This is a genomic window from Coraliomargarita parva (assembly GCF_027257905.1).
GTDB classification, from domain to species: Bacteria; Verrucomicrobiota; Verrucomicrobiia; order Opitutales; family Coraliomargaritaceae; genus Coraliomargarita_A; species Coraliomargarita_A parva.
On the sequence record NZ_JAPZEI010000012.1, the window covers coordinates 120,646 to 138,973 of the forward strand.

Below are 18,328 nucleotides of genomic sequence, written 5' to 3' on the forward strand. Positions count from 1 at the left end.
CTTGTCTGTTCCGGCTGAAGCCGACTTAAGATTCTGGCATGCCTAAAGTCATAATTATCGGTGCCGGAGGCGTCGGCAATGTCGTTGCCCACAAGTGCGCCCAGCTGCCTGAAATCTTCGAGGAAATCATCCTTGCGTCACGTACCGTTTCCAAGTGCGAAGCCATCGCCAAAGACATCGAAGCCAAGCAGGGGCGCCACATCCGGACGGCCTCCATTGATGCGGACAATGTGGAGAGCACCACGGCCTTCCTTCAGGAGGAACAGCCGGACTTGGTGATCAATGTGGCGCTGCCCTACCAGGACCTGCCCCTGATGGACGCCTGTCTCGCTGCGGGCGTTGATTATCTGGATACCGCAAATTACGAACCACCGGAAGAAGCCAAATTTGAATACAAATGGCAATGGGCCTACCAGGACCGCTTCAAGGAAGCCGGCCTGACCGCATTGCTTGGCTCCGGCTTCGACCCCGGCGTGACCAATGTATTCTGCGCCTACGCACAGAAGCATTTGTTCGACGAAATCGAAACCATCGATATCCTCGATGCCAATGCCGGTGACCACGGCCATCATTTCGCCACCAATTTCAACCCGGAGATCAACATCCGCGAGATCACCCAAAACGGTCGATACTGGGAACAAGGTGAATGGAAGGAAATCCCGGCCATGAGCATTCATCAGGTCTACGACTTTCCGGTTGTCGGACCACAGGATGCCTACCTGCTCTACCATGAGGAAATGGAGTCGCTTTGCCAGAATATCAAGGGCCTCAAGCGTATCCGGTTCTGGATGACCTTTTCGCAGAAATATCTCACACACCTGCGGGTCCTGGAGAATGTCGGGATGACTTCCATCGAACCGATCGACTTCAACGGCCAGAAGGTTCAGCCGATCGAATTCCTCAAGGCCGTGCTTCCGGACCCCGCGAGCCTGGGGCCACGCACCAAGGGAAAAACCTGTATCGGTTGCGACATTGTGGGCGTGAAAGACGGGAAGAAGAAGCGCGTCTTTATCTACAATACCTGCGACCATGAAGAATGCTATCGTGAGGTCTCCAGCCAGGCGATCAGCTACACAACCGGGGTGCCCGCGATGATCGGCGCCCAAATGATCCTACGTGGACTGTGGAAACAACCCGGCGTGTGGAACATGGAGCAAAACGATCCGGACCCCTTCATGGAAGAGTTGAACCTCCGCGGCCTGCCGTGGCAGGTCATCGACCTGCCGGTCGAATAAGTTCGCTGTCACCCGAATTTGACAAAGACGGCCGTCTCTTGGATGGCCGTCTTTTTTTTGATCAAAATCGCGGGGGTTATCTTGACTTTATTACTCAAGAACTAAAGATATGACATATGAGTCAGGCAGAGATCCATGCAAAATCCGTACAGCCACCCGCCGAAATAGAGACCGCTTCAGCAGTCGATCGCGTGCGTTGGGCGTGCGAGACCTATGGCGACAGTTTGGTCTTGAGCACCAGCTTTGGAGTCCAAAGTGCGGTGATGTTGCACCTGGTGACCTCCCTGATACCGGACGTCCCCGTGATCTTCATCGATACGGGCTACCTCTTTCCGGAGACCTATCGTTTTGCGGAAGAATTGACCGAACGCCTCAACCTGAACCTGCGGACCTACCATCCGCTAAAGTCGGCGGCACACCAGGAAGCGGTCTTCGGCAAACTCTGGGAAGAGGGGCTGGAAGGCCTGGAACGGTACAACCGTATGAACAAGGTCGAACCGATGAACCGAGCCATCAAAGAGCTCGGGGCAAGCGCATGGTTGTCCGGGCTGCGCCGCAACCAAGCCTCCTCGCGTGAAGGACGGAGTGTGGTCGAGCAACAAAACAAGACAACCAAGATTTACCCGATCATCGACTGGAGTGATCGCGACATCTACCGCTACTTGTCGGAAAACAATCTTCCTTATCACCCGCTTTGGGATCAGGGGTATGTTTCAGTCGGCGACTGGCACAGCACCTCCAAGCTCGGAGAAGGCATGACTGCGGAACAGACCCGTTTCAATGGCTTGAAACGCGAATGTGGCTTGCATGAGGTCACTGGCGGAGCGGACTACCAGATCTAGAAGGGCAGACTTGCCTGAAATGCTTCGGATCTCTGGCCGGTGGTATCAGTGGCATCCGCAGGAGCCGCCGCAGCAGTGCCCGTGGTCATGTCCACTGTGTGACTTGCCCTTATCAAGGTAGCCAAAGCCACCCGAGATGAGCCGGCGCACCGGTTGCCCTGTTTCTGGGTGTGTTTTGAGCGCTTCGTCACGCATGGACTGTTGTAGCTCGAATTGAACCGGCTTTTCGCCGGCCTTGGCGGGAATCGTTTCGTAAACGTAAATCGGCATATCGGTTCAATAGGTTAGACGTTTCGATCTGTTGGCGCATCCGCATCGTAACGCAAGCTGATTTCACTGCGCCACCAGTCGAGAGCCTTCATATTTCCAAGAGTGTCGTCGAAGCGCATCCCCACCTCGTCCGAAGCGACCGGAATGCCGCACAACTCCGCCGCAAATGCATCGATCTCGTACGCGTAGAGGCTACGATCCGTCGATGAGGTCCAGACTTCTTCAGCCCCCTCATCCATTTGCAGGCGCACCGCACCACTGCAGAACCAGGGCGACTCGACCACGATACGGCCCCGTTCGCCGCTGATAACCGCCTGATTTTCCTTACGCACATGCATCGCCGCGGAAAGGCTGGCCAGAATGTCACCCTCAAAGCGGAGGCTGGCAGAGGTCCACATGTCCGTATGGCTTTGCGGGCTGATGTGCCCTACCGCCTTCAACTCCAATGGTTCGGAGAAGGGCCGCCCCACTGCCCGCCCGGCCACCATCCGGGCGAAGGACATGACGTAACCGCCCAAATCCAGGATTGAGCCGCCTCCGAGTTCCTTGGCTTCATGTCGCGAATCCGGCTTGCCCTTGTTGTTGAAGCAAAAGCTGGCATCTATCATTCGCACCCGCCCAATTGCGCCGCTGGTGATCCAATCGCAGATTTTTTGGCTCTGCGGGTGGTGACGGTACATGAAGGCCTCCCTTAGTATGCAACGATTCTCACGGGCTGCCTTTTGGGCGGCCTTCGCCTCTCGGAGATTCATGCAAAGGGGCTTCTCGCAGAGTACATGCTTGCCCGCATGCACAGCCCTCAGAATCCACTCGAGGTGGAAAGGATGCAAGGTCGCGATGTAGACGGCTTCGACATCTGGATCCTCGAGCATGGCTTCGTAGCTGTCATACGCCTTATCGAGGCTAAACTTCTTGGCGAATTCTGAGGCCCGGGACGCGTCACGACTCGCCACAGCGACGAGTTCACTCCCCTCACATTGCGCAAAGGCGCCGGCGAAAACATGCGCAATATCTCCGGCGGCCAAAATGCCCCATCGGATACGACGCTTGGTAATCATGGTGCTCTCTCCTTTAAATCAGGCCTTGGGGCTCGCATCCTCGCTCGCATCCGATTCCGGCGCCACTGACTCCGCCGTTTCACTCGGACTCTCGGCAACTGGGGCTTCCTCCGGTTCGGCAGGGGCTTCGGCTTCTGATTTTTCCTCAACCGCAGTAAGTGCTGCTGCAGCCTCCGGCTTGGCCTTCGGTTCGGGCATGGGTTCGGGGGCAAAAAGACGACCGTCCCCGTATTCGGTGACGTAGCCTTCGGTTATTAGCCAGCGAAGATCCAACATCAACTGGTTGAGCTTAGCCTGTTCTTCAGCCGAGAGTTCTTCCTTAGGCTTAATCTCCGAGGGCGTTGTGGCGACAGGAGTTTCTTCCGCCTCGGCCTCTGTGCCTTCGGTTGCTTCGGCTGCGCCTGCATCCGCGGATGACTCGTCGGCCATCTTTAGCTTTTGGGGCTGATGCTTCTCGGTATCGATGCCGATAAACAGCTTGGGGAGCTTGGATGCCGGCACATTCGGATTCTTTTCGATAAAATCAATCAGCGCCCCGATCGAATCGGTAAACGTGCTTTGGCTGTCGCGGAACCTGCGCTTGACTGCGCAGACGAAGGAGACGCCTTTCGAGCCCTTTTTGTACACGGTGAATTTGTGACGGCGTAAACGACCGCGAATATTATTAGCCGAATCCAGAGGGAAGCGCTGCTGTTGTTCAACATAGGTTTCAACTGATCGGCGGATGTTGCCTTTGGGCAGCCGCTCGATGTCACGCCCCGCGAAGCGGATGGATTCCCCTGAGCCGACGATCTTATCCTTACGGTGCTGGAGCAGGAAGTAGCGAACGGCATCAAGTGACTCCAATGCTTCCGGTTCCCCCTCCGCGCGATCCTTGAGGACATAACGCGCGCCCTTTTTCATGGCCTCCATCCAAGCTTGGATCAACTCCTCGTCCTTGACCGTCTCAATCTTGGACAGGTAGTGGTCGTAGGACATGCCTTGTATGCGGTTGGCATAGTGTCGCTGCACAAACTCCTGATAGCGGTGATAGTTCGGTGGTCCCAGCAGCTCACCCGTCAAAGTACAACGATTCACCATGGGGAAGTTCCCCTTAGGTGCCTCCACTTCAATTTCCTCAATCTCGAAAAAGAGGTCGAGATGATTGGACAGTACGTGATTGATCGCCGCTTCTTCGGTTTCAAAGGGCAGATGTCCCGGTACGGAAAAGAAAAGCGGTGCCGTCTGCCCGTCAGCCGACTTCTTATTGCTGACCACAACCACGAAACGCTCCGGCTTTTCCAGCAGCAAGTGTGCGATCTCAAAAAGTTGATAGGTCCGTGCCGTCGCACGCAGGCGTTTGATAAGCGCGTCGAAGGCTTCATCTTGCGGATAGATATCCACCTTTACCGTCGGCTCAAATTGCTCGCGGGGCGCACGGTCAAACTTGCGGCGCTCTCCCCCGGCACGCGGCCCACGTCCGCCGCGGTCCGAATCCGGACCGCCTTTACGGATGGGTGCCCCGCCCTGACGGCGGTCACGCCCCTTGGGCTTGCCTTTCCCGCCGGATCGCTGCGGCCGCCCCTGATAGTCCTTGTATTTGGATTGATTGGATTTCTCGTCAGCCCAAGAGGGCCCAAAATCCAAACCGGACAGCGACTGAAGATCGAGTGCGGGCTCTTTCTTGTTGGACTCGGAAGATTGCGAAGACGGCTCTGTCATAGTAATTTTTGAAAAACGCACCTAAATTCAGGCACGTGCAAGGGAGAGTAGATGCGGATTTATGCCTAGAAAAACCTATGCCAGATTCAAGGGCGAGCATTCTCTTTTAAAGTTTCGTGCATTTTTTTGAATATTTATATTGATCTCCCAAAAATGAGCCCTATCACCTTCCACTTCCTCAGTGCTTCGGCACCATCATTCGGTCGAGTGGTGGAATTGGCAGACACGCATGATTAAGGGTCATGTGCCGCGAGGCGTGCGGGTTCAAGTCCCGCCTCGACCACCATTAAACCGGGCTTCGGCCCGGTTTTTTTGTGCCTACATCCCTCGCATCCTTGTACGTGAAAGGGCCAAGCTGTACGCTGCCCGCGGCAGGAAGCGACGTAATGCCCCGTGTGATGCCCGACAAGTGCTTGGGCTGCCCTCTTGACCCCTTATTCGACTTGTAGGATAAAACCGCCCAGAGGCTTGGTCTGAGGCAGTTGCATAAGCCAGGGAAAATCAAACGGCTGGCCGACCGCGGCAAACACCCGCCCCTCACGACCTTCCACAGCGAAGCTCTCGCGTAGTGCGCTTTCAAATACTGCACTCGTTCCATCCGGGATCCGGCAGTATGTCGCCAGTATCCCTCCCGGGGCCAAAGCTTGGAGTGCGAGTCGGTGCATGCGGACCCACTGCGCAGGGGCCATCATGACCGAGGGCTCAAGTACCAGCGCATCGTAGTCAGCCGCTTGGCAGGATTCCAGATAGGCCATTGCGGGCGCGCACTCCGTCGACAAGCCGAGACCGTTTTTCTGCGCATTTGCACCGATGGCCTTTGATGCGACCTCATCCGGCGTCACTGCGTGCGCCAGCTCCGCTTCGGCACGTAGAGCTTGAAGGCCAAAGGCTCCTTGCCCCTCGCCGAGGCTGAGCACGCGACGCCCTGCACAGAGACTCCCCACCAGTGCATGCTGCTCGCGCAAATCGAGTACAAAGCCGGGCTTCTCCGGCCTAAGTGGATCGATCCGGTAGGAAAGCCCGTCAATATCTACCCAGAAACCTTTCAGGTTGTTGCCGCTCACCGTTTTCAATTCAAGCGGCAAGCCAAAGGCTCGACGACACTCCCCCGCATGCATGAGTACGATTTCCCTGAAATCAAAGTGCTCGCGGAACAGTTCGATCATGAGAGGCAAGCTGGCATCCGCGGCAGCGGTTTCGGCCGAAAGCAAAAGGACATCCCCATAACACTCCGCGATAAAACCCGGCAAGTAGTCGGCATCCGAGTTGACCAAACGCTGGCAGGCCTCTTCCGCACGGCGCTCCAGTGCATCCTGCAGGGCAAGCGAGAGGTAGGATTCATCCCATGCCACCGTGTCGGACGGGCTGAATCGGCGCCAGGCAGCCAGAGGGTCCCTGCGGTCCAGAATGCCGGTACCGAACACATGTCCGTCCGACGAGAGAAGCGTCAGGCTGGTGCCGTCGAGTATCACGTCTGCCAGGCCCGGCAAGTCGGACAATTGATACCAAGGCTGCGGCAAGGCAGCGCCTTCCGGAAGTGTGTACGTGGCGTTCATGGCAATCTTTGGGCTAGCGGGCCTTGCGGTACAGAACCACGGCCATTCCCAGCATGACCGCATTCGGAATCCATGCGGCAAGCCAGGCAGGCACCATTTGTCGCTCCCCGAGTATGGAGGTCATGCTGACCAGTACGTAAAAAATCAGGAACAGGCCCATGCACTTGGAGACGCCAATCATCGGGTTCGTGCGAACGCCGGATACGGCAAACGGCACGGCAATCCCGACCACGACCAAGCAGCTGAAGGGCGCGGCAAGAAGCATGTAGTAGCGTACGAGGTAACTGAAGACGACGGGGTTCTCTTCCGGGGGCAGCGTACGGATGATCCGGCGTAACTCGAAGAGCGAGAGCTCCTTTGGTTTCTTGTGCAAGGCCAGCATCAAGCTCGGATCCTCATCAAATTCCTCGATCTCTTTGCGCTCAAAGGGAACCGTGCGCAGTGGGTCACCGGTTTCCGGATCGATCATCAATTCCCGGCCATCGATAAAGACCCAGCGCCGCAAGGTGTCGTCAAAATACGCTTCACGGGCAGAGATACGCCCCACTTCGAAATTATTGGCATCCCGGGTATGAACCGTTACTCCCAGGCCGAGCCAGGCTCGCTCGCTAAAGCGGTTCATGAACCAGAGTCGACCCGCCTTCTGGTTGTCGAATCCCAGGTGATAGACCAGGCCGACATCCTTCTCATCCCGATCCTTCTCGTCGGCCTCAAAACTGAGGTTGTCAAAGAAGACACGCGATTGCTCCACGGCCTTGGGCACGACCGCAGCCGTGAGGTAAAGGACGAGCACAGACAGGAAAAGCCCGACGCCCCATAAGGAACGGCTGATCCGGAACAGGCTGGCCCCCGAAGCCCGCATCGCGATAATCTCGTTGTTTCGGTGCAGGCTCCCGAGAGAAAAGAGCAAGGATACCAAAAAGGTGATGGGCAGGATCGTCGGCAGGTAGGTCGGCAGGGATAGGCTGTAGTAAAACAGGATCTGCCGGATGCTGGCACCATTCTCAAGCAGGTCGGGCAGAGAGTCGTACATGTTCTGCAGGATCAGGATACCAAGCACTACCCCGAGCGCGAGCGTGAAGCCCAATAGCCACTCCTTGAAGATATATCGATCGAACAGAGACATCGTGCTTACATTAGGACAGCGCGGACGGCAAAGTCACTCCGTTTGAGGAGATTTTTTTCTGGCATGCATAAAGCTGCTGCAACTAGATACTTAACAACATGTCTTCGACCAAGAAAGAATCCTGGAATTCCCGCCTCGGTGTGATTCTCGCAGTAGCCGGCAGCGCAGTGGGCCTCGGTAATTTCCTCCGCTTTCCCGGACAGGTCGCGGAATATGGGGGCGGCGCCTTCATGATCGCCTATTTCATTTCCTTTCTACTCATCGGTTTGCCAATTTGCTGGGCTGAGTGGACCATGGGGCGCTTCGGGGGACAATGGGGTTTCAACTCATGTCCTGGCATTATGGGGCGTATTTCGCGGCATCCTCTAGGGAAGTGGCTCGGCATCATCGGGGTCGTCGTGCCTGTCATTATCTACATGTACTACGTGCTGATTGAATCCTGGTGTCTCGGGTATTCGGTGAACTTCCTCTTCGGAAACATGGATTTCCCCACGGCGGATGAATCCCTAGGCTTTCTCAAGCAGTTCACCGGCATGAATGAACATGGCTCCGGCATCGGTTTCGGCCTCAAGCAAGTCGGCTTCTTCCTGATTTTCTCCTTCGCCCTGAACTTTTTCCTTATTTACCGGGGGCTGTCCAAAGGTATTGAGTTCTTCTGTAAATACGCGGTTCCGCTACTCGTAGTGATTGCGCTCGTGATCGTCCTTCGGGTTTTGACCCTGGGGGCACCGGATCCGGCACACCCCGAAAACAACATCAAGAACGGCCTCGGTTTCATGTGGAATCCGACTAAGACCTTCCTTGTGCGCGAATACACCGATGATAGCGGGGCCATCCAAGTCGAACGGGTGCGCGAATTTGTCGGTCCCCGTGCCCGCAACGATGCGGACGATGCCGTCGCGGCTCGCGAGAGCCTGCGTGAAAACGCCCTCGCCTCCGGAACCCTGCCGGAAGGCGTATCCCTCCCAGAGGACGGTTCCCCGGTCGACCTTTCCGCACTTCTCGACGTCCTCGACGCGCAGTTTCCGCCCTTGTCAATCGAGAAAGTCGGGCTATTGGAGCAGCTTTTTCACGGTCGTCTCTGGCTGGCTGCAGCCGGGCAGATCTTCTTCTCCCTGTCTGTCGGCTTCGGCGTCATCATCACCTACTCCAGTTACATGAAACGGGATGATGATATCGTGCTCAGCGGCTTGGCGGCAACTAGCGCCAATGAATTTGCCGAAGTCGGCATAGGAGGTATCATGAGTATCCCTGCTGCCTACGCCTTCCTCGGCATGTCCGGTCTGGCCGGCATGACGAGCACCTTTGCTCTCGGCTTCATAGCGCTGCCCAATGTCTTTTCCGTCATGCCCGGCGGGCTGCTATTCGGCTTCCTTTTCTTTTTCCTGCTGTTTCTCGCGGCGGTCACCAGTTCCCTCTCCATGCTGCAGCCCGGCATCGCTTTCCTGGAGGAAGCCTTGAATCTGAGCCGCAAGCAGAGTGTCTCCCTTCTCGGTTTCATTACCGCGGTAGGCACCGGCTACGTCACTTATTTCAGCGCCGATACCATTGCGTTGGATACCATGGACTTCTGGGTGGGCACGGTTCTCATCTACATGTTGGCCACCATTCAAATCATCATCTTCAGTTGGGTATTCGGCGTGGACCGTGGGTTGATTGAAGCACATCGGGGTGCGGCGATCTCAATTCCCCGCGTCTTCAAGTTTATCATGAAGTATGTCTCTCCGGTCCTGTTGATCCTTATTTTCGGAATCTTTGTGCTACAGAGTTTCTTCGGACTTGCCGGCGGCGAGATCTCGAAATACGTCTTGCTCCTGACTGGAAACGAAGATTCGCCGCCCAATGCGGTGGCTTGGGGTGCGATCGCAATCATACTGGCATTCGCTCTACTGTGCGTACTGCTAGTCGCCACATCAAAACGCCTGCAGGCGTCAGTCATTGAAGACTAAGAGAAAAAAGAAAGGATACTTATGACACTCGGCGGTTGGATCATGCTCGTAGCTTCAATAAGCTCAGTCACCTGTTTATTCGTTTGGTGTATCTATAAAGTCCTTACAATTCCGGAGGAAACCGAACACGTCCACGGTTTTGAGCAGGAAACACCCGACGTGAAAGAGTAGCCGCCCGGCCAGCCGGATAGGCAGGCGTTAAATCTCGAACTCTTTACGAAACGAGTCGCAGGCCTTTTCGAAGGACTTCAAAACCGGCATTTCGCAATGAGCGATCGTCGAAAAGCGTCCCTCGTCCACGGCATGCTCAATCGCACGGTAAAAAAGACAGAGCCGGGACAAACCCAGGTTGCCGGCACTGCCTGCCACGAAATGTACGATCTTGCGCAAGGCCGTCTGGTCATTGTCCACGCAGACCTGGTGCAAGCTCTCCATCTTCTCCTTCCCTTCCATTTCGAATAGTCCGAAGAGTTCACGAAGCAGACTTGTCGGATCCTCGTCATCGTCGACCATCAACAACATGTCGATCTGCTCGCGGTCCATGTGCGGAAGCGAGTCATCAAAGGCAATTTCAGGTATCGACATGGACTCAGGCATCTGTAGCGGATTAGAGCCCATCCTCGCGCGGCTGGCGATATTTTTCTAACCGTTTACGACATTCGTCGACAGGCCCTGAAGAAATTGTTCCAGATTCTGAACTGAGATGTCTATCAGTCGGCGGCGGGCAGGTTCGCTGGCCCAGGCAATGTGCGGCGTGATGTAACAGTTTGGAGCGCCCAGTAGCGGACAGTCCGGCGTCATCGGTTCCTTCGTGAGGACATCGAGGGCCGCGCCACGCAGGCGCCCGGAGTGCAAGGCCGCAGCCAGATGCGCCTCTTCAATCAGGCCACCTCGGGCCGTATTCACCAGCAGTGCGCCGGGCTTCATTCTGGAGAGAAGATCCGCATTCACGAAACCCGTATTTTCCGGGGTTTGCGGACAATGCAGCGAGACCAGGTCGGCGGATTCAAAAATGCTTTCGTTGTCGGCCCATTCAAAGCCCGGATAATCCGGGGTGTTCCGTTGCCGGCGAGCCGAGGCCATGATCCGCGCGCCCATGGCGTGCAGCGTCGAAGCGACCCGCCGCCCGATTGTCCCAAAACCAACGATCCCGACCGTCATGGCTTCTAATTCGAGTGGCGCCTGTTTCCAGTAAGTGAAGTGATGACTGCGAACCCAGTCGCCTTCGTGGACGGACTGACTGTGCCGGCCGACCTGGTTGCAGAGTTCCAGTATGAGCGCGACAGCATGCTGGGAGGTAGTCGCCGTGGAATAGGCAGGCACATTGCAAACTGTGACACCGGCGTTCGAAGCCGAATTAAGGTCGATTACATTGTATCCCGTCGCCAGGACGCCGACAAAGCGGAGTGCCCCGGCCTTCTCAAAGACAGCCTCCGACAGGGGGACTTTATTGGTGAAGACGGCATCCGCACCTTCAATGCGCGCCAGCACTTCGTCCGGGTCCGCACCGGTCTTGTCGTAAATCACAACCTCACCGAAACGCTGAAAGGCTTCCCAAGCTGTCTCGTCAAAATCAAGAGTCCCCGCGTCGAGTATAACAATTTTCATGGACCTACTATGAAACGACGAAGCGGACTAAATCAAATCCCCGATCGTTTCCGACTGGAAGCGTTCCAGCCTCAAAAGAATGGAATGCGCGTCATCCATACCGAGCACCTCTTGAACCAGCTCTTTCGCCTTGGCCGAATCCATTTTGCGGATAAAATATTTCACCTCAGGTAAAAGGCTGGAGGTCAGGCTCAGGGACTGCGCACCTAGACCGAGCAGAATGCTGGCGAATATCGGGTCACCGGCGATTTCGCCACAGACGCTGACCGGCTTACCCTCCAACTTGGCCCCATCGATGATTTGCTTCAAGGTCCGGATGACCGCAGGATGCGTCGGCTCATACAAATGGGCGACCCTGTCGTTCAAGCGATCCACAGCCATGAGGTACTGGATCAGGTCGTTCGTCCCCACGCTGAAGAAATCGACTTCTCGCGAGAGCAGGTCAATCACGGTCACCGCGCTGGGAACCTCGATCATTGCACCGATTTCCATCGCGTCGTCAAACGCAAGCCCCTCTTGCCGCAGTTCGGCTTTGACCGCCTTGAGCACATCATTGGCCCGCATCAACTCGCGCAGTCCGCTGATCATGGGATACATCAGCTTTACGTTGCCCACGGCGCTCGCACGCAGTATGGCGCGTAGCTGTGTCTTGAAAATGTCGACGTTCTCGAGGCAAAAACGGATCGCACGGAAGCCCAGGAAGGAATTGTCCTCCTCCGATTCGCCACCGATCGTCTTATCCCCGCCGATGTCCAGGGTACGGATAATCACCGGCTTGCCATCGGCCGCCTTGGCGGCCGCCGCATACTCCTCGTATTGCTCTTCTTCGCTGGGATAACCGTGGCTACGCAGGAAAATGCCTTCGGTACGGAACAAACCCACCCCGTCGGCCCGCATCGAAGCAACCTGCTTCATTTCCTGAGCCCCTTCGATGTTGGCCATGATCGCAATCGGCACACCATCCCTGGTTTCGCTGGGCTCATCCAGCACCGTGGTGTAGATGGCCTCCAGTTTTCGGCGCTCCGTTGCCAGTTTGCCATACTGAAAGAGACGTTCCTCGGTCGGATTGATGATGACCAGTCCATCATAACCATCCACCAAGATGTCATCCCCGGTTTTGATCTGATCGGTGGCATTATGTAAGCCAACCACAGCCGGGATTCCGATCGAACGGGCCATGATGACCGAGTGGCTGGTCTTGCCCCCGGCGTCGGTGACGAAGGACAACAGGTTGTGTCGATCCAGGTCAGCCGTATCCGAAGGGCTGATGTCCTCGGAAACCACGATACTGTCACCCGCCAGGTTCGAAAGTGATGCCTTCTTCGAACCGGTCAGGTTGTGCAACAGGCGGCGGGAGACATCGCGAATGTCCGAAACACGCTCGCGCAGGTATTCGTCTTCTACCGTGCTAAAAAACTGGATGTAGCGGTTGACGACCTTGTTGAAGCAGAATTCGACATTCTTCTTCTGTTTGCGCACGTCCGAGACGACCTCGTCAATCAAGGCATTGTCTTCCAGCACCATCAGGTGCGCGTCGAAAATCAGCGCTTCCCCCTCCCCTAGTGACTTGGCGACTTTATTGCGAACCGCGGTAATTTCCTTGTGCGTCTGGACAATTCCCTGATCCAAGCGCTCCAGTTCCGCATCGACCGCATCCGCCTTGATATCATAGCAGGGAACGTCGACCTGCTTTTGGAGAAAGAGAAAGGCCTTGCCGTGAGCGACGCCGGGCGATGCGGCAATCCCTTCAAGGACAACCTCTTTCTTTGCTTTATGATCGGACACTAGGACAGGGAAATGAGTAAAATGGGCTGAAGCTCGGGGACGATGTTTCAGCCGTTTGAGTGAGTATTTTAAGCGCTAACGAATGTTTCAATACAAAATACGTCCTTCCCGAAGGCATCATAGATAATTTCCCTCTCCTGCTCGAAGCGCTCCGCTTGGCAGGTGCCGATCACAAAGCATGCACTGCCGCTGCCGCTCATCAAGCAATGAGCGGACTTTTTCCGCAAAGAATCGAGCAGGCAGCGCAATCCCAGGAATTTTTGACAGATCGCGGCTTCAAATGAGTTGAATAGCAGTTCAGGCAGCGGTCCACCGCCGAGAAACGCCTGAAGTCGGGCCTCCGCCTCTTCTGAGCTCTCATAATAGCGGGGTGCCGCGGAGGCCAATTGACCGTAGGCCCAAGCGGTCGCTACGCTAAACTCCGGCTTGAAGACCAGAACAGGCAGTCCCGACAGACGCTGCCGAACTGCTTCGGTCAAGGTTTCGAGCCGTTCGCCGCGTCCTCGCATCACGGCAGGCCTGCCTTCAACGAAAAACGGGCAATCCGAACCGATTTCCGCCGCCATGTCACGTAAGCTGTCCTCCGTAAACGGCTCACCACTCAGTTGGTTCATCGCCTTCAAGGCAATTGCGGCATTACTGCTGCCGCCGCCTAGGCCGGCCCCCATGGGGATCTGTTTGTCCAATTCGAAGTTGAAAGCGGTCGGCCGGCCCATCGCCCGATCAAAGACCCGAGCCGCGCGGAGAATCAAATTATCTTCGCTTATGGGGACCTCCCCGTTTCCGCAGGATAATTGATGTCCATCACTGGAGGATGACACGGTCAGCTGATCGCCAAAATCTAGGGCGGTCACCACCGAAACCAAGTCGTGAAACCCGTCTGCACGACGTCCGCAGACGGACAGCATGAGGTTCACCTTCGCCGGAGAGCGCAGGGAAACCGGGGCCGGATGACTGGCGTGCGAATGCAGCATCTGTCTCTTAATGAACACTCTGCGTGACGATGCCAGAAAAAATCCAGATTTCGCTTTGCAGCCAGAGCTGAACTTAGCTTACTCAGCGCTCATGCCTAAAGACAATTGCCAACTGATTCTCGCTCTGGACCTTGAAACACGCGCTGATGCCCTTGCGATGTTGGAGCGCCTCGGTGATTCCCTCGGCTGGGTTAAGATCGGCCTGCAGCTGTTCACCGCCTACGGACCGGATTTTGTCCGGGAAGTGGCTGACAAGGGCTACCATGTCTTTCTCGACCTCAAGCTGCATGACATTCCGAATACCGTGGCCAAGGCGGTTCAGAGCATCTCCCAATTGCCGGTCGACTTGTTGACCCTGCATGGATCCGGGGGTGCGGAAATGATCGAATGGGCCAACCGGGCCCGCAATGAATATGCCCCCTCCATGAACCTGCTGGCAGTCACCGTGCTGACCTCGATGGATGCCCCTCAACTGCGCTCCCTCAATGTGAACGCCAGCCCCGAAGAACAGGTCCGGCATCTGGCCAAGCTCAGCCTGGGCGCCGGAGCTCAGGGCCTGGTCTGCTCTTCGCTCGAGCTCGCGCCGCTGCGCGCCAGCTTTGGCGATGACCCGATCATAGTAACTCCGGGCATCCGCCCCAAGGGCAGTTCCGCGGACGAGCAGAAGCGTATCATGACACCGGCCGATGCCGCCGCCGCAGGATCGGACTTCATTGTCGTCGGTCGCCCCATCCTGAAGGCCGCCGATCCGGCCGAGGCGGCCCGGGCAATTCAGGCGGAATTGGCATAGATTATTCTGATTGCCGCGGAGGCATCACAGACACGCCATAATTAATGATAGCAGTCATCCTACTCGCGGCCGGCAGCGGCCAACGAATGAAGGGTACCGTAACGGATAAAATCCTGGCTCCCTTGCACGGCATTCCCGCCATCAACTACTCGGTCCAGGCATTTCTCGACGCGAAATTCGTGGACCGCTTTACCATCGTTTACCGCGATGCCGAACAGCAAAGCGCCCTCGCCTATCCTCTGCGCGAAATCAACCTGCAGGACAAGCCGGTCGAATGGGTGCAAGGCGGGTCCGAGCGTCAGGATTCCGTACGTCATGGCCTACTCTCTCAGACCCCGGACTGCCGGACGGTCTTCATCCACGATTGCGCGCGTCCCTTGATCTCCGTCCGCGCCCTGCAGTCACTTTATGAGGTCTTGCAGTCCAGCGATGCCGCCGTCCTGGCGAAACCGGTAACGGATACCATTAAGCGTCTGCCGGAAACGGGAGGCCTCAAGGATACGACAGCTGAAGATCTCGACCGTAGCCGTCTCTGGGCCATGGAGACCCCACAGGCCTTCCGTTACCAGAGCATCATGGCCGCCTACGATCATATCTATGCCGAAGGCTTGAAAGTCACGGACGATACGGCGGCACTTGCCAAGATTGGAAAATCCATCACCATCGTGCCCGATCCCGACCCCAACCCGAAATTAACCACCCCCGAAGACCTGGAGTACATCGAATGGCTGCTGCATAAACAGACCAGTCAAGCCCGGGCCTAAGCCGATATTCGACGACCACTTTACACATTCATCCATGCGTTCTTACCTCGACCTTCTGCAACACGTCCTTGACCACGGCACCTACCGTGACGACCGCACCGGCACCGGCACCTACTCCGTCTTCGGAGCACAGGCCCGGTTTTCACTGGCCCCCGACTTTCCCCTGCTCACGACCAAGAAGCTGCACCTGCGCTCCATTATCCATGAGCTGCTCTGGTTCCTCAAGGGAGACACGAACATTCGCTACCTGAATGAGAACAAGGTCAGCATCTGGAACGAGTGGGCCGATAAGGACGGCAACCTGGGACGTGTCTACGGTGCCCAATGGACCGACTGGCAGGCACCCGACGGTAGCCGCATCGACCAGATCGCGGAGGTCATCGACACCATCCGGAACAATCCCGATAGTCGCCGTCATATCGTCTGCGCATGGAACCCCGGCGAGCTCAAGCACATGGCCCTGCCGCCCTGCCACGCGCTCTTCCAGTTCTACGTGGCCAACGGTGAACTGAGCTGTCAACTCTACCAGCGCAGCGCCGACATCTTCCTCGGTGTTCCCTTCAATATCGCCTCCTATGCCTTGCTGACCATGATGGTCGCACAGGTCTGCAACTTAAAGCCCAAGGAGTTCATCCATACCTTTGGCGACCTGCACCTCTACGCCAACCATCTGGACCAGGCGAAAGAACAACTCTCCCGCGAACCGCGTCCCCTGCCCCAAATGAAACTGAATCCGGAGGTTAAGACCATCGACGGATTCCGTTACGAGGATTTCAAGCTGGTCAATTATGACCCGCATCCGGCCATCAAGGCACCGATTGCGGTCTAGCCATCGCAATCCTCTCGATTCACAGAGTTTGCTACCGTCCGCGACTTTGCAAATAGCCGGCCCCGATTTTAAACGTGCCTCAAATAGCGCATTGAGCACAAGTTAGGCTTTGTCATCATTGCACACGATGAAAGCCTTCTCCGATACCGCATTTGCCTACAAGCAAGCCCACCGCATCCTCTGGCAGCACGGGTATTGGCGCTATCTGCTCCTGCCCCTGGCACTGAGCATCGGCCTTATGCCGGCATTGCTGTTCGGGTTTGGAGGACTCTCCTACTATCTGGGCACCGTAGCGGAATCCCGGCTTTCGGGCTCCGAAGGCGGGGCGGTCTGGTTGCGCTGGCTGGTCGTGCTGGTCATGATGTGCGGTGTGTTTGGCACCGGCTATGTCCTCTACCGGAACCTGGTTCTCGTGTGCTATGGCCCCTTTCTCGAACGTCTTTCCATGCAGGCGGAACGCACCGTCATCGGGCACGCCAGTGAGAGCGAGCGCCCCCTCTGGGAGTCGCTTTTGCGACCGCTGACAATCACCCTGTACGCGGTGCTCGCGTCAATCGGAACACTCTTACTGGGACTGTTGCTCGGATTCATCCCCCTCATCGGTTCAATTCTCAGCTTTTTCCTCTTTGTTCCGACACAACTCTTCCTCGGTTCGGTCGGTTATGTGGACCCCTACCTCGAACGCCGCGGCTTCAGTCCCAGAGAGGCCTTTGCCCAGATGCGACGGGAATTCATCCCCATGCTGGTCTTCTCCATTGTCGGCTTCCTCTTTCTCGTCGTCCCCTTGGTCGGATGGTTTCTGGCGCCCACCTATTCCGTGGTGGCGGGTATCGTGTTTGGTATCCGCATGCTCGAATCCGACGATGCCGCCAGTCATTAGAAATCCTCTCCAGGAAGCCACGAGATCATGCTGTTTATTGCTTAGACAAGCGGCCGTTTTTCCGATAGATTTATTCTGAATTGGATTTCCCCGATTCATTCACCCGTAGTTTGTCATGGCAGAAACTCTCCAGAACTTTTTCACCCAAGCATGGGTCATTGGATTACTCGGCGGATTGGCCGTCGCGTTCTTCATTTGGACACGCGGACTCGTGCAACTGCGCACACTCAAAATCAAGGCCTCGGCGGAAGCCCTGAAACTGCAGTCCGAGATTGAAAACCTACGCCGACACATCCTGACCCAGACGGAAATCAACTCAAAGGGAAACGAGTCCCTCCAGGGTGAAATCGACCAGCTTAAAGCCCAACTGGCCAATCTGGGCGAAACCGTGGCCGCTTATAAACAAAAGCCGGGCCGGGCCGAACTGCGCACGCTGCACCTCTACGAAAAGGCCGTACGTATCATGCACGCCCGCGCCCCCGGATTCGGATCTGCCTGGGAATCCGCCTTACAGGATGCGGAAATGGAAATCAAGAAGGAGGAATCCGGCCTGCTCGGTTGGATCCGCAAGCCCTTCCAATTGAGAAAGGCGGAACCCGTCCACCTGACGGATTCGGACACGAAAGACTAAACTCACGCGCCATGTGCCGCGCCGTCCTCATACTCTGGTTCTGTCTCATTGCCGGACGTATGCACTCGGCCAACATGGTCGTATTCGGGGACAGCCTTTCGGACGGCGGTTTCTACAGCTTTCGCTTCACGGATCCCGGCGGCGACCTCTGGCATGAATACCTCGCGGACCGTTTGGGCTATGCGCGTGCCACCACCAGCTTCTGAAGTGGACCCGAACCTTGGACAGGTTGCAGTGATTGTTTAGATGTAGTCCAGTGGAGCTTCGGATGGAAGTCCAGACTGGAAGGTTGTTGGATGTTGTTATTGGTGGTGGGCAGCTGCCTTCGCG

The 18,328-nt window shown here is 56.4% G+C and carries 18 protein-coding genes and 1 tRNA gene; 10 read left to right on the forward strand and 9 right to left on the reverse strand.

Annotated features, from left to right (window positions below; translation table 11 throughout):
• Nucleotides 1–38: 38 nt before the first annotated feature.
• Both O2597_RS16410 and O2597_RS16415 read left to right on the forward strand, forming a co-directional pair.
• Entirely contained in the window at nt 39–1,235 is a 1,197-nt protein-coding gene (locus O2597_RS16410; protein ID WP_269526566.1) for a saccharopine dehydrogenase family protein, read from the forward strand.
• Nucleotides 1,236–1,351: 116 nt separating this feature from the next.
• On the forward strand, nt 1,352–2,077 hold the full coding sequence (locus O2597_RS16415) for a phosphoadenylyl-sulfate reductase (protein ID WP_269526567.1): 726 nt from the start codon (nt 1,352–1,354) through the stop codon (nt 2,075–2,077).
• 45 nt (nt 2,078–2,122) lie between these two features.
• Here the strand turns inward: O2597_RS16415 and O2597_RS16420 are convergent, their stop codons facing one another.
• From O2597_RS16420 to O2597_RS16430, 3 genes are read right to left on the reverse strand one after another with little or no spacing between them, the layout of a single operon-like run.
• A complete protein-coding gene (locus O2597_RS16420; protein ID WP_269526569.1) occupies nt 2,123–2,347 on the reverse strand; it encodes an FmdB family zinc ribbon protein in 225 nt (74 codons plus the stop codon).
• Between the two features lie 14 nt (nt 2,348–2,361).
• A complete protein-coding gene (locus O2597_RS16425) occupies nt 2,362–3,405 on the reverse strand; it encodes a Gfo/Idh/MocA family protein (protein ID WP_269526570.1) in 1,044 nt (347 codons plus the stop codon).
• 18 nt (nt 3,406–3,423) lie between these two features.
• Nucleotides 3,424–5,106, reverse strand: a complete 1,683-nt coding sequence (locus tag O2597_RS16430) for a hypothetical protein (RefSeq protein ID WP_269526571.1) — start codon at nt 5,104–5,106, stop codon at nt 3,424–3,426.
• A gap of 201 nt (nt 5,107–5,307) precedes the next feature.
• Between O2597_RS16430 and O2597_RS16435 the strand changes: the two genes are divergently transcribed.
• A tRNA-Leu gene (locus tag O2597_RS16435) sits at nt 5,308–5,392 on the forward strand.
• A gap of 148 nt (nt 5,393–5,540) precedes the next feature.
• Here O2597_RS16435 and O2597_RS16440 read toward each other — a convergent pair.
• A complete protein-coding gene (locus O2597_RS16440) occupies nt 5,541–6,662 on the reverse strand; it encodes a class I SAM-dependent rRNA methyltransferase (protein ID WP_269526572.1) in 1,122 nt (373 codons plus the stop codon).
• A 13-nt stretch (nt 6,663–6,675) separates the two neighbouring features.
• The gene (locus tag O2597_RS16445) at nt 6,676–7,788 is read right to left on the reverse strand and encodes an LptF/LptG family permease (protein ID WP_269526573.1); all 1,113 of its coding nucleotides are present in this window, start codon (nt 7,786–7,788) and stop codon (nt 6,676–6,678) included.
• 98 nt (nt 7,789–7,886) lie between these two features.
• On the opposite strand from O2597_RS16445, the gene O2597_RS16450 reads away from it, so the two are divergent.
• Nucleotides 7,887–9,737 (forward strand): SLC5/6 family protein, encoded by a 1,851-nt coding sequence (locus O2597_RS16450; protein WP_269526575.1) that lies wholly within the window; start codon nt 7,887–7,889, stop codon nt 9,735–9,737.
• Nucleotides 9,738–9,935: 198 nt separating this feature from the next.
• On the opposite strand, the gene O2597_RS16455 is transcribed toward O2597_RS16450, so the two are convergent.
• The 4 genes from O2597_RS16455 to ispE all read right to left on the reverse strand — a co-directional run bounded on the left by O2597_RS16455 (nt 9,936) and on the right by ispE (nt 14,104).
• Nucleotides 9,936–10,322, reverse strand: coding sequence for an Hpt domain-containing protein (locus O2597_RS16455; RefSeq protein ID WP_269526576.1), 387 nt, complete (start codon nt 10,320–10,322; stop codon nt 9,936–9,938).
• Between the two features lie 57 nt (nt 10,323–10,379).
• Nucleotides 10,380–11,345, reverse strand: a complete 966-nt coding sequence (locus O2597_RS16460) for a D-2-hydroxyacid dehydrogenase (RefSeq protein ID WP_269526577.1) — start codon at nt 11,343–11,345, stop codon at nt 10,380–10,382.
• A 27-nt stretch (nt 11,346–11,372) separates the two neighbouring features.
• A complete protein-coding gene (ptsP, locus tag O2597_RS16465; RefSeq protein ID WP_269526578.1) occupies nt 11,373–13,130 on the reverse strand; it encodes a phosphoenolpyruvate--protein phosphotransferase in 1,758 nt (585 codons plus the stop codon).
• Between the two features lie 68 nt (nt 13,131–13,198).
• Nucleotides 13,199–14,104, reverse strand: a complete 906-nt coding sequence (ispE, locus tag O2597_RS16470; protein WP_269526579.1) for a 4-(cytidine 5'-diphospho)-2-C-methyl-D-erythritol kinase — start codon at nt 14,102–14,104, stop codon at nt 13,199–13,201.
• A 91-nt stretch (nt 14,105–14,195) separates the two neighbouring features.
• Here ispE and pyrF point away from each other — a divergent pair, with 91 nt between their 5' ends.
• From pyrF to O2597_RS16500, 6 genes are all read left to right on the forward strand, one after another.
• Entirely contained in the window at nt 14,196–14,894 is a 699-nt protein-coding gene (pyrF, locus tag O2597_RS16475; protein ID WP_269526580.1) for an orotidine-5'-phosphate decarboxylase, read from the forward strand.
• Nucleotides 14,895–14,938: 44 nt separating this feature from the next.
• Nucleotides 14,939–15,658 carry a 2-C-methyl-D-erythritol 4-phosphate cytidylyltransferase gene (gene ispD, locus O2597_RS16480; RefSeq protein ID WP_269526581.1) on the forward strand — a complete coding sequence of 240 codons (720 nt, stop codon included), beginning with the start codon at nt 14,939–14,941 and terminating at the stop codon, nt 15,656–15,658.
• A 34-nt stretch (nt 15,659–15,692) separates the two neighbouring features.
• A complete protein-coding gene (locus tag O2597_RS16485; RefSeq protein ID WP_269526582.1) occupies nt 15,693–16,487 on the forward strand; it encodes a thymidylate synthase in 795 nt (264 codons plus the stop codon).
• 127 nt (nt 16,488–16,614) lie between these two features.
• Nucleotides 16,615–17,367, forward strand: coding sequence for an EI24 domain-containing protein (locus O2597_RS16490; protein WP_269526583.1), 753 nt, complete (start codon nt 16,615–16,617; stop codon nt 17,365–17,367).
• A gap of 115 nt (nt 17,368–17,482) precedes the next feature.
• Complete coding sequence (locus O2597_RS16495; protein WP_269526584.1) at nt 17,483–17,998, forward strand: hypothetical protein; 516 nt, start codon at nt 17,483–17,485, stop codon at nt 17,996–17,998.
• An 11-nt stretch (nt 17,999–18,009) separates the two neighbouring features.
• Nucleotides 18,010–18,204, forward strand: a complete 195-nt coding sequence (locus O2597_RS16500) for an SGNH/GDSL hydrolase family protein (RefSeq protein WP_269526585.1) — start codon at nt 18,010–18,012, stop codon at nt 18,202–18,204.
• Nucleotides 18,205–18,328 lie beyond the last annotated feature (124 nt).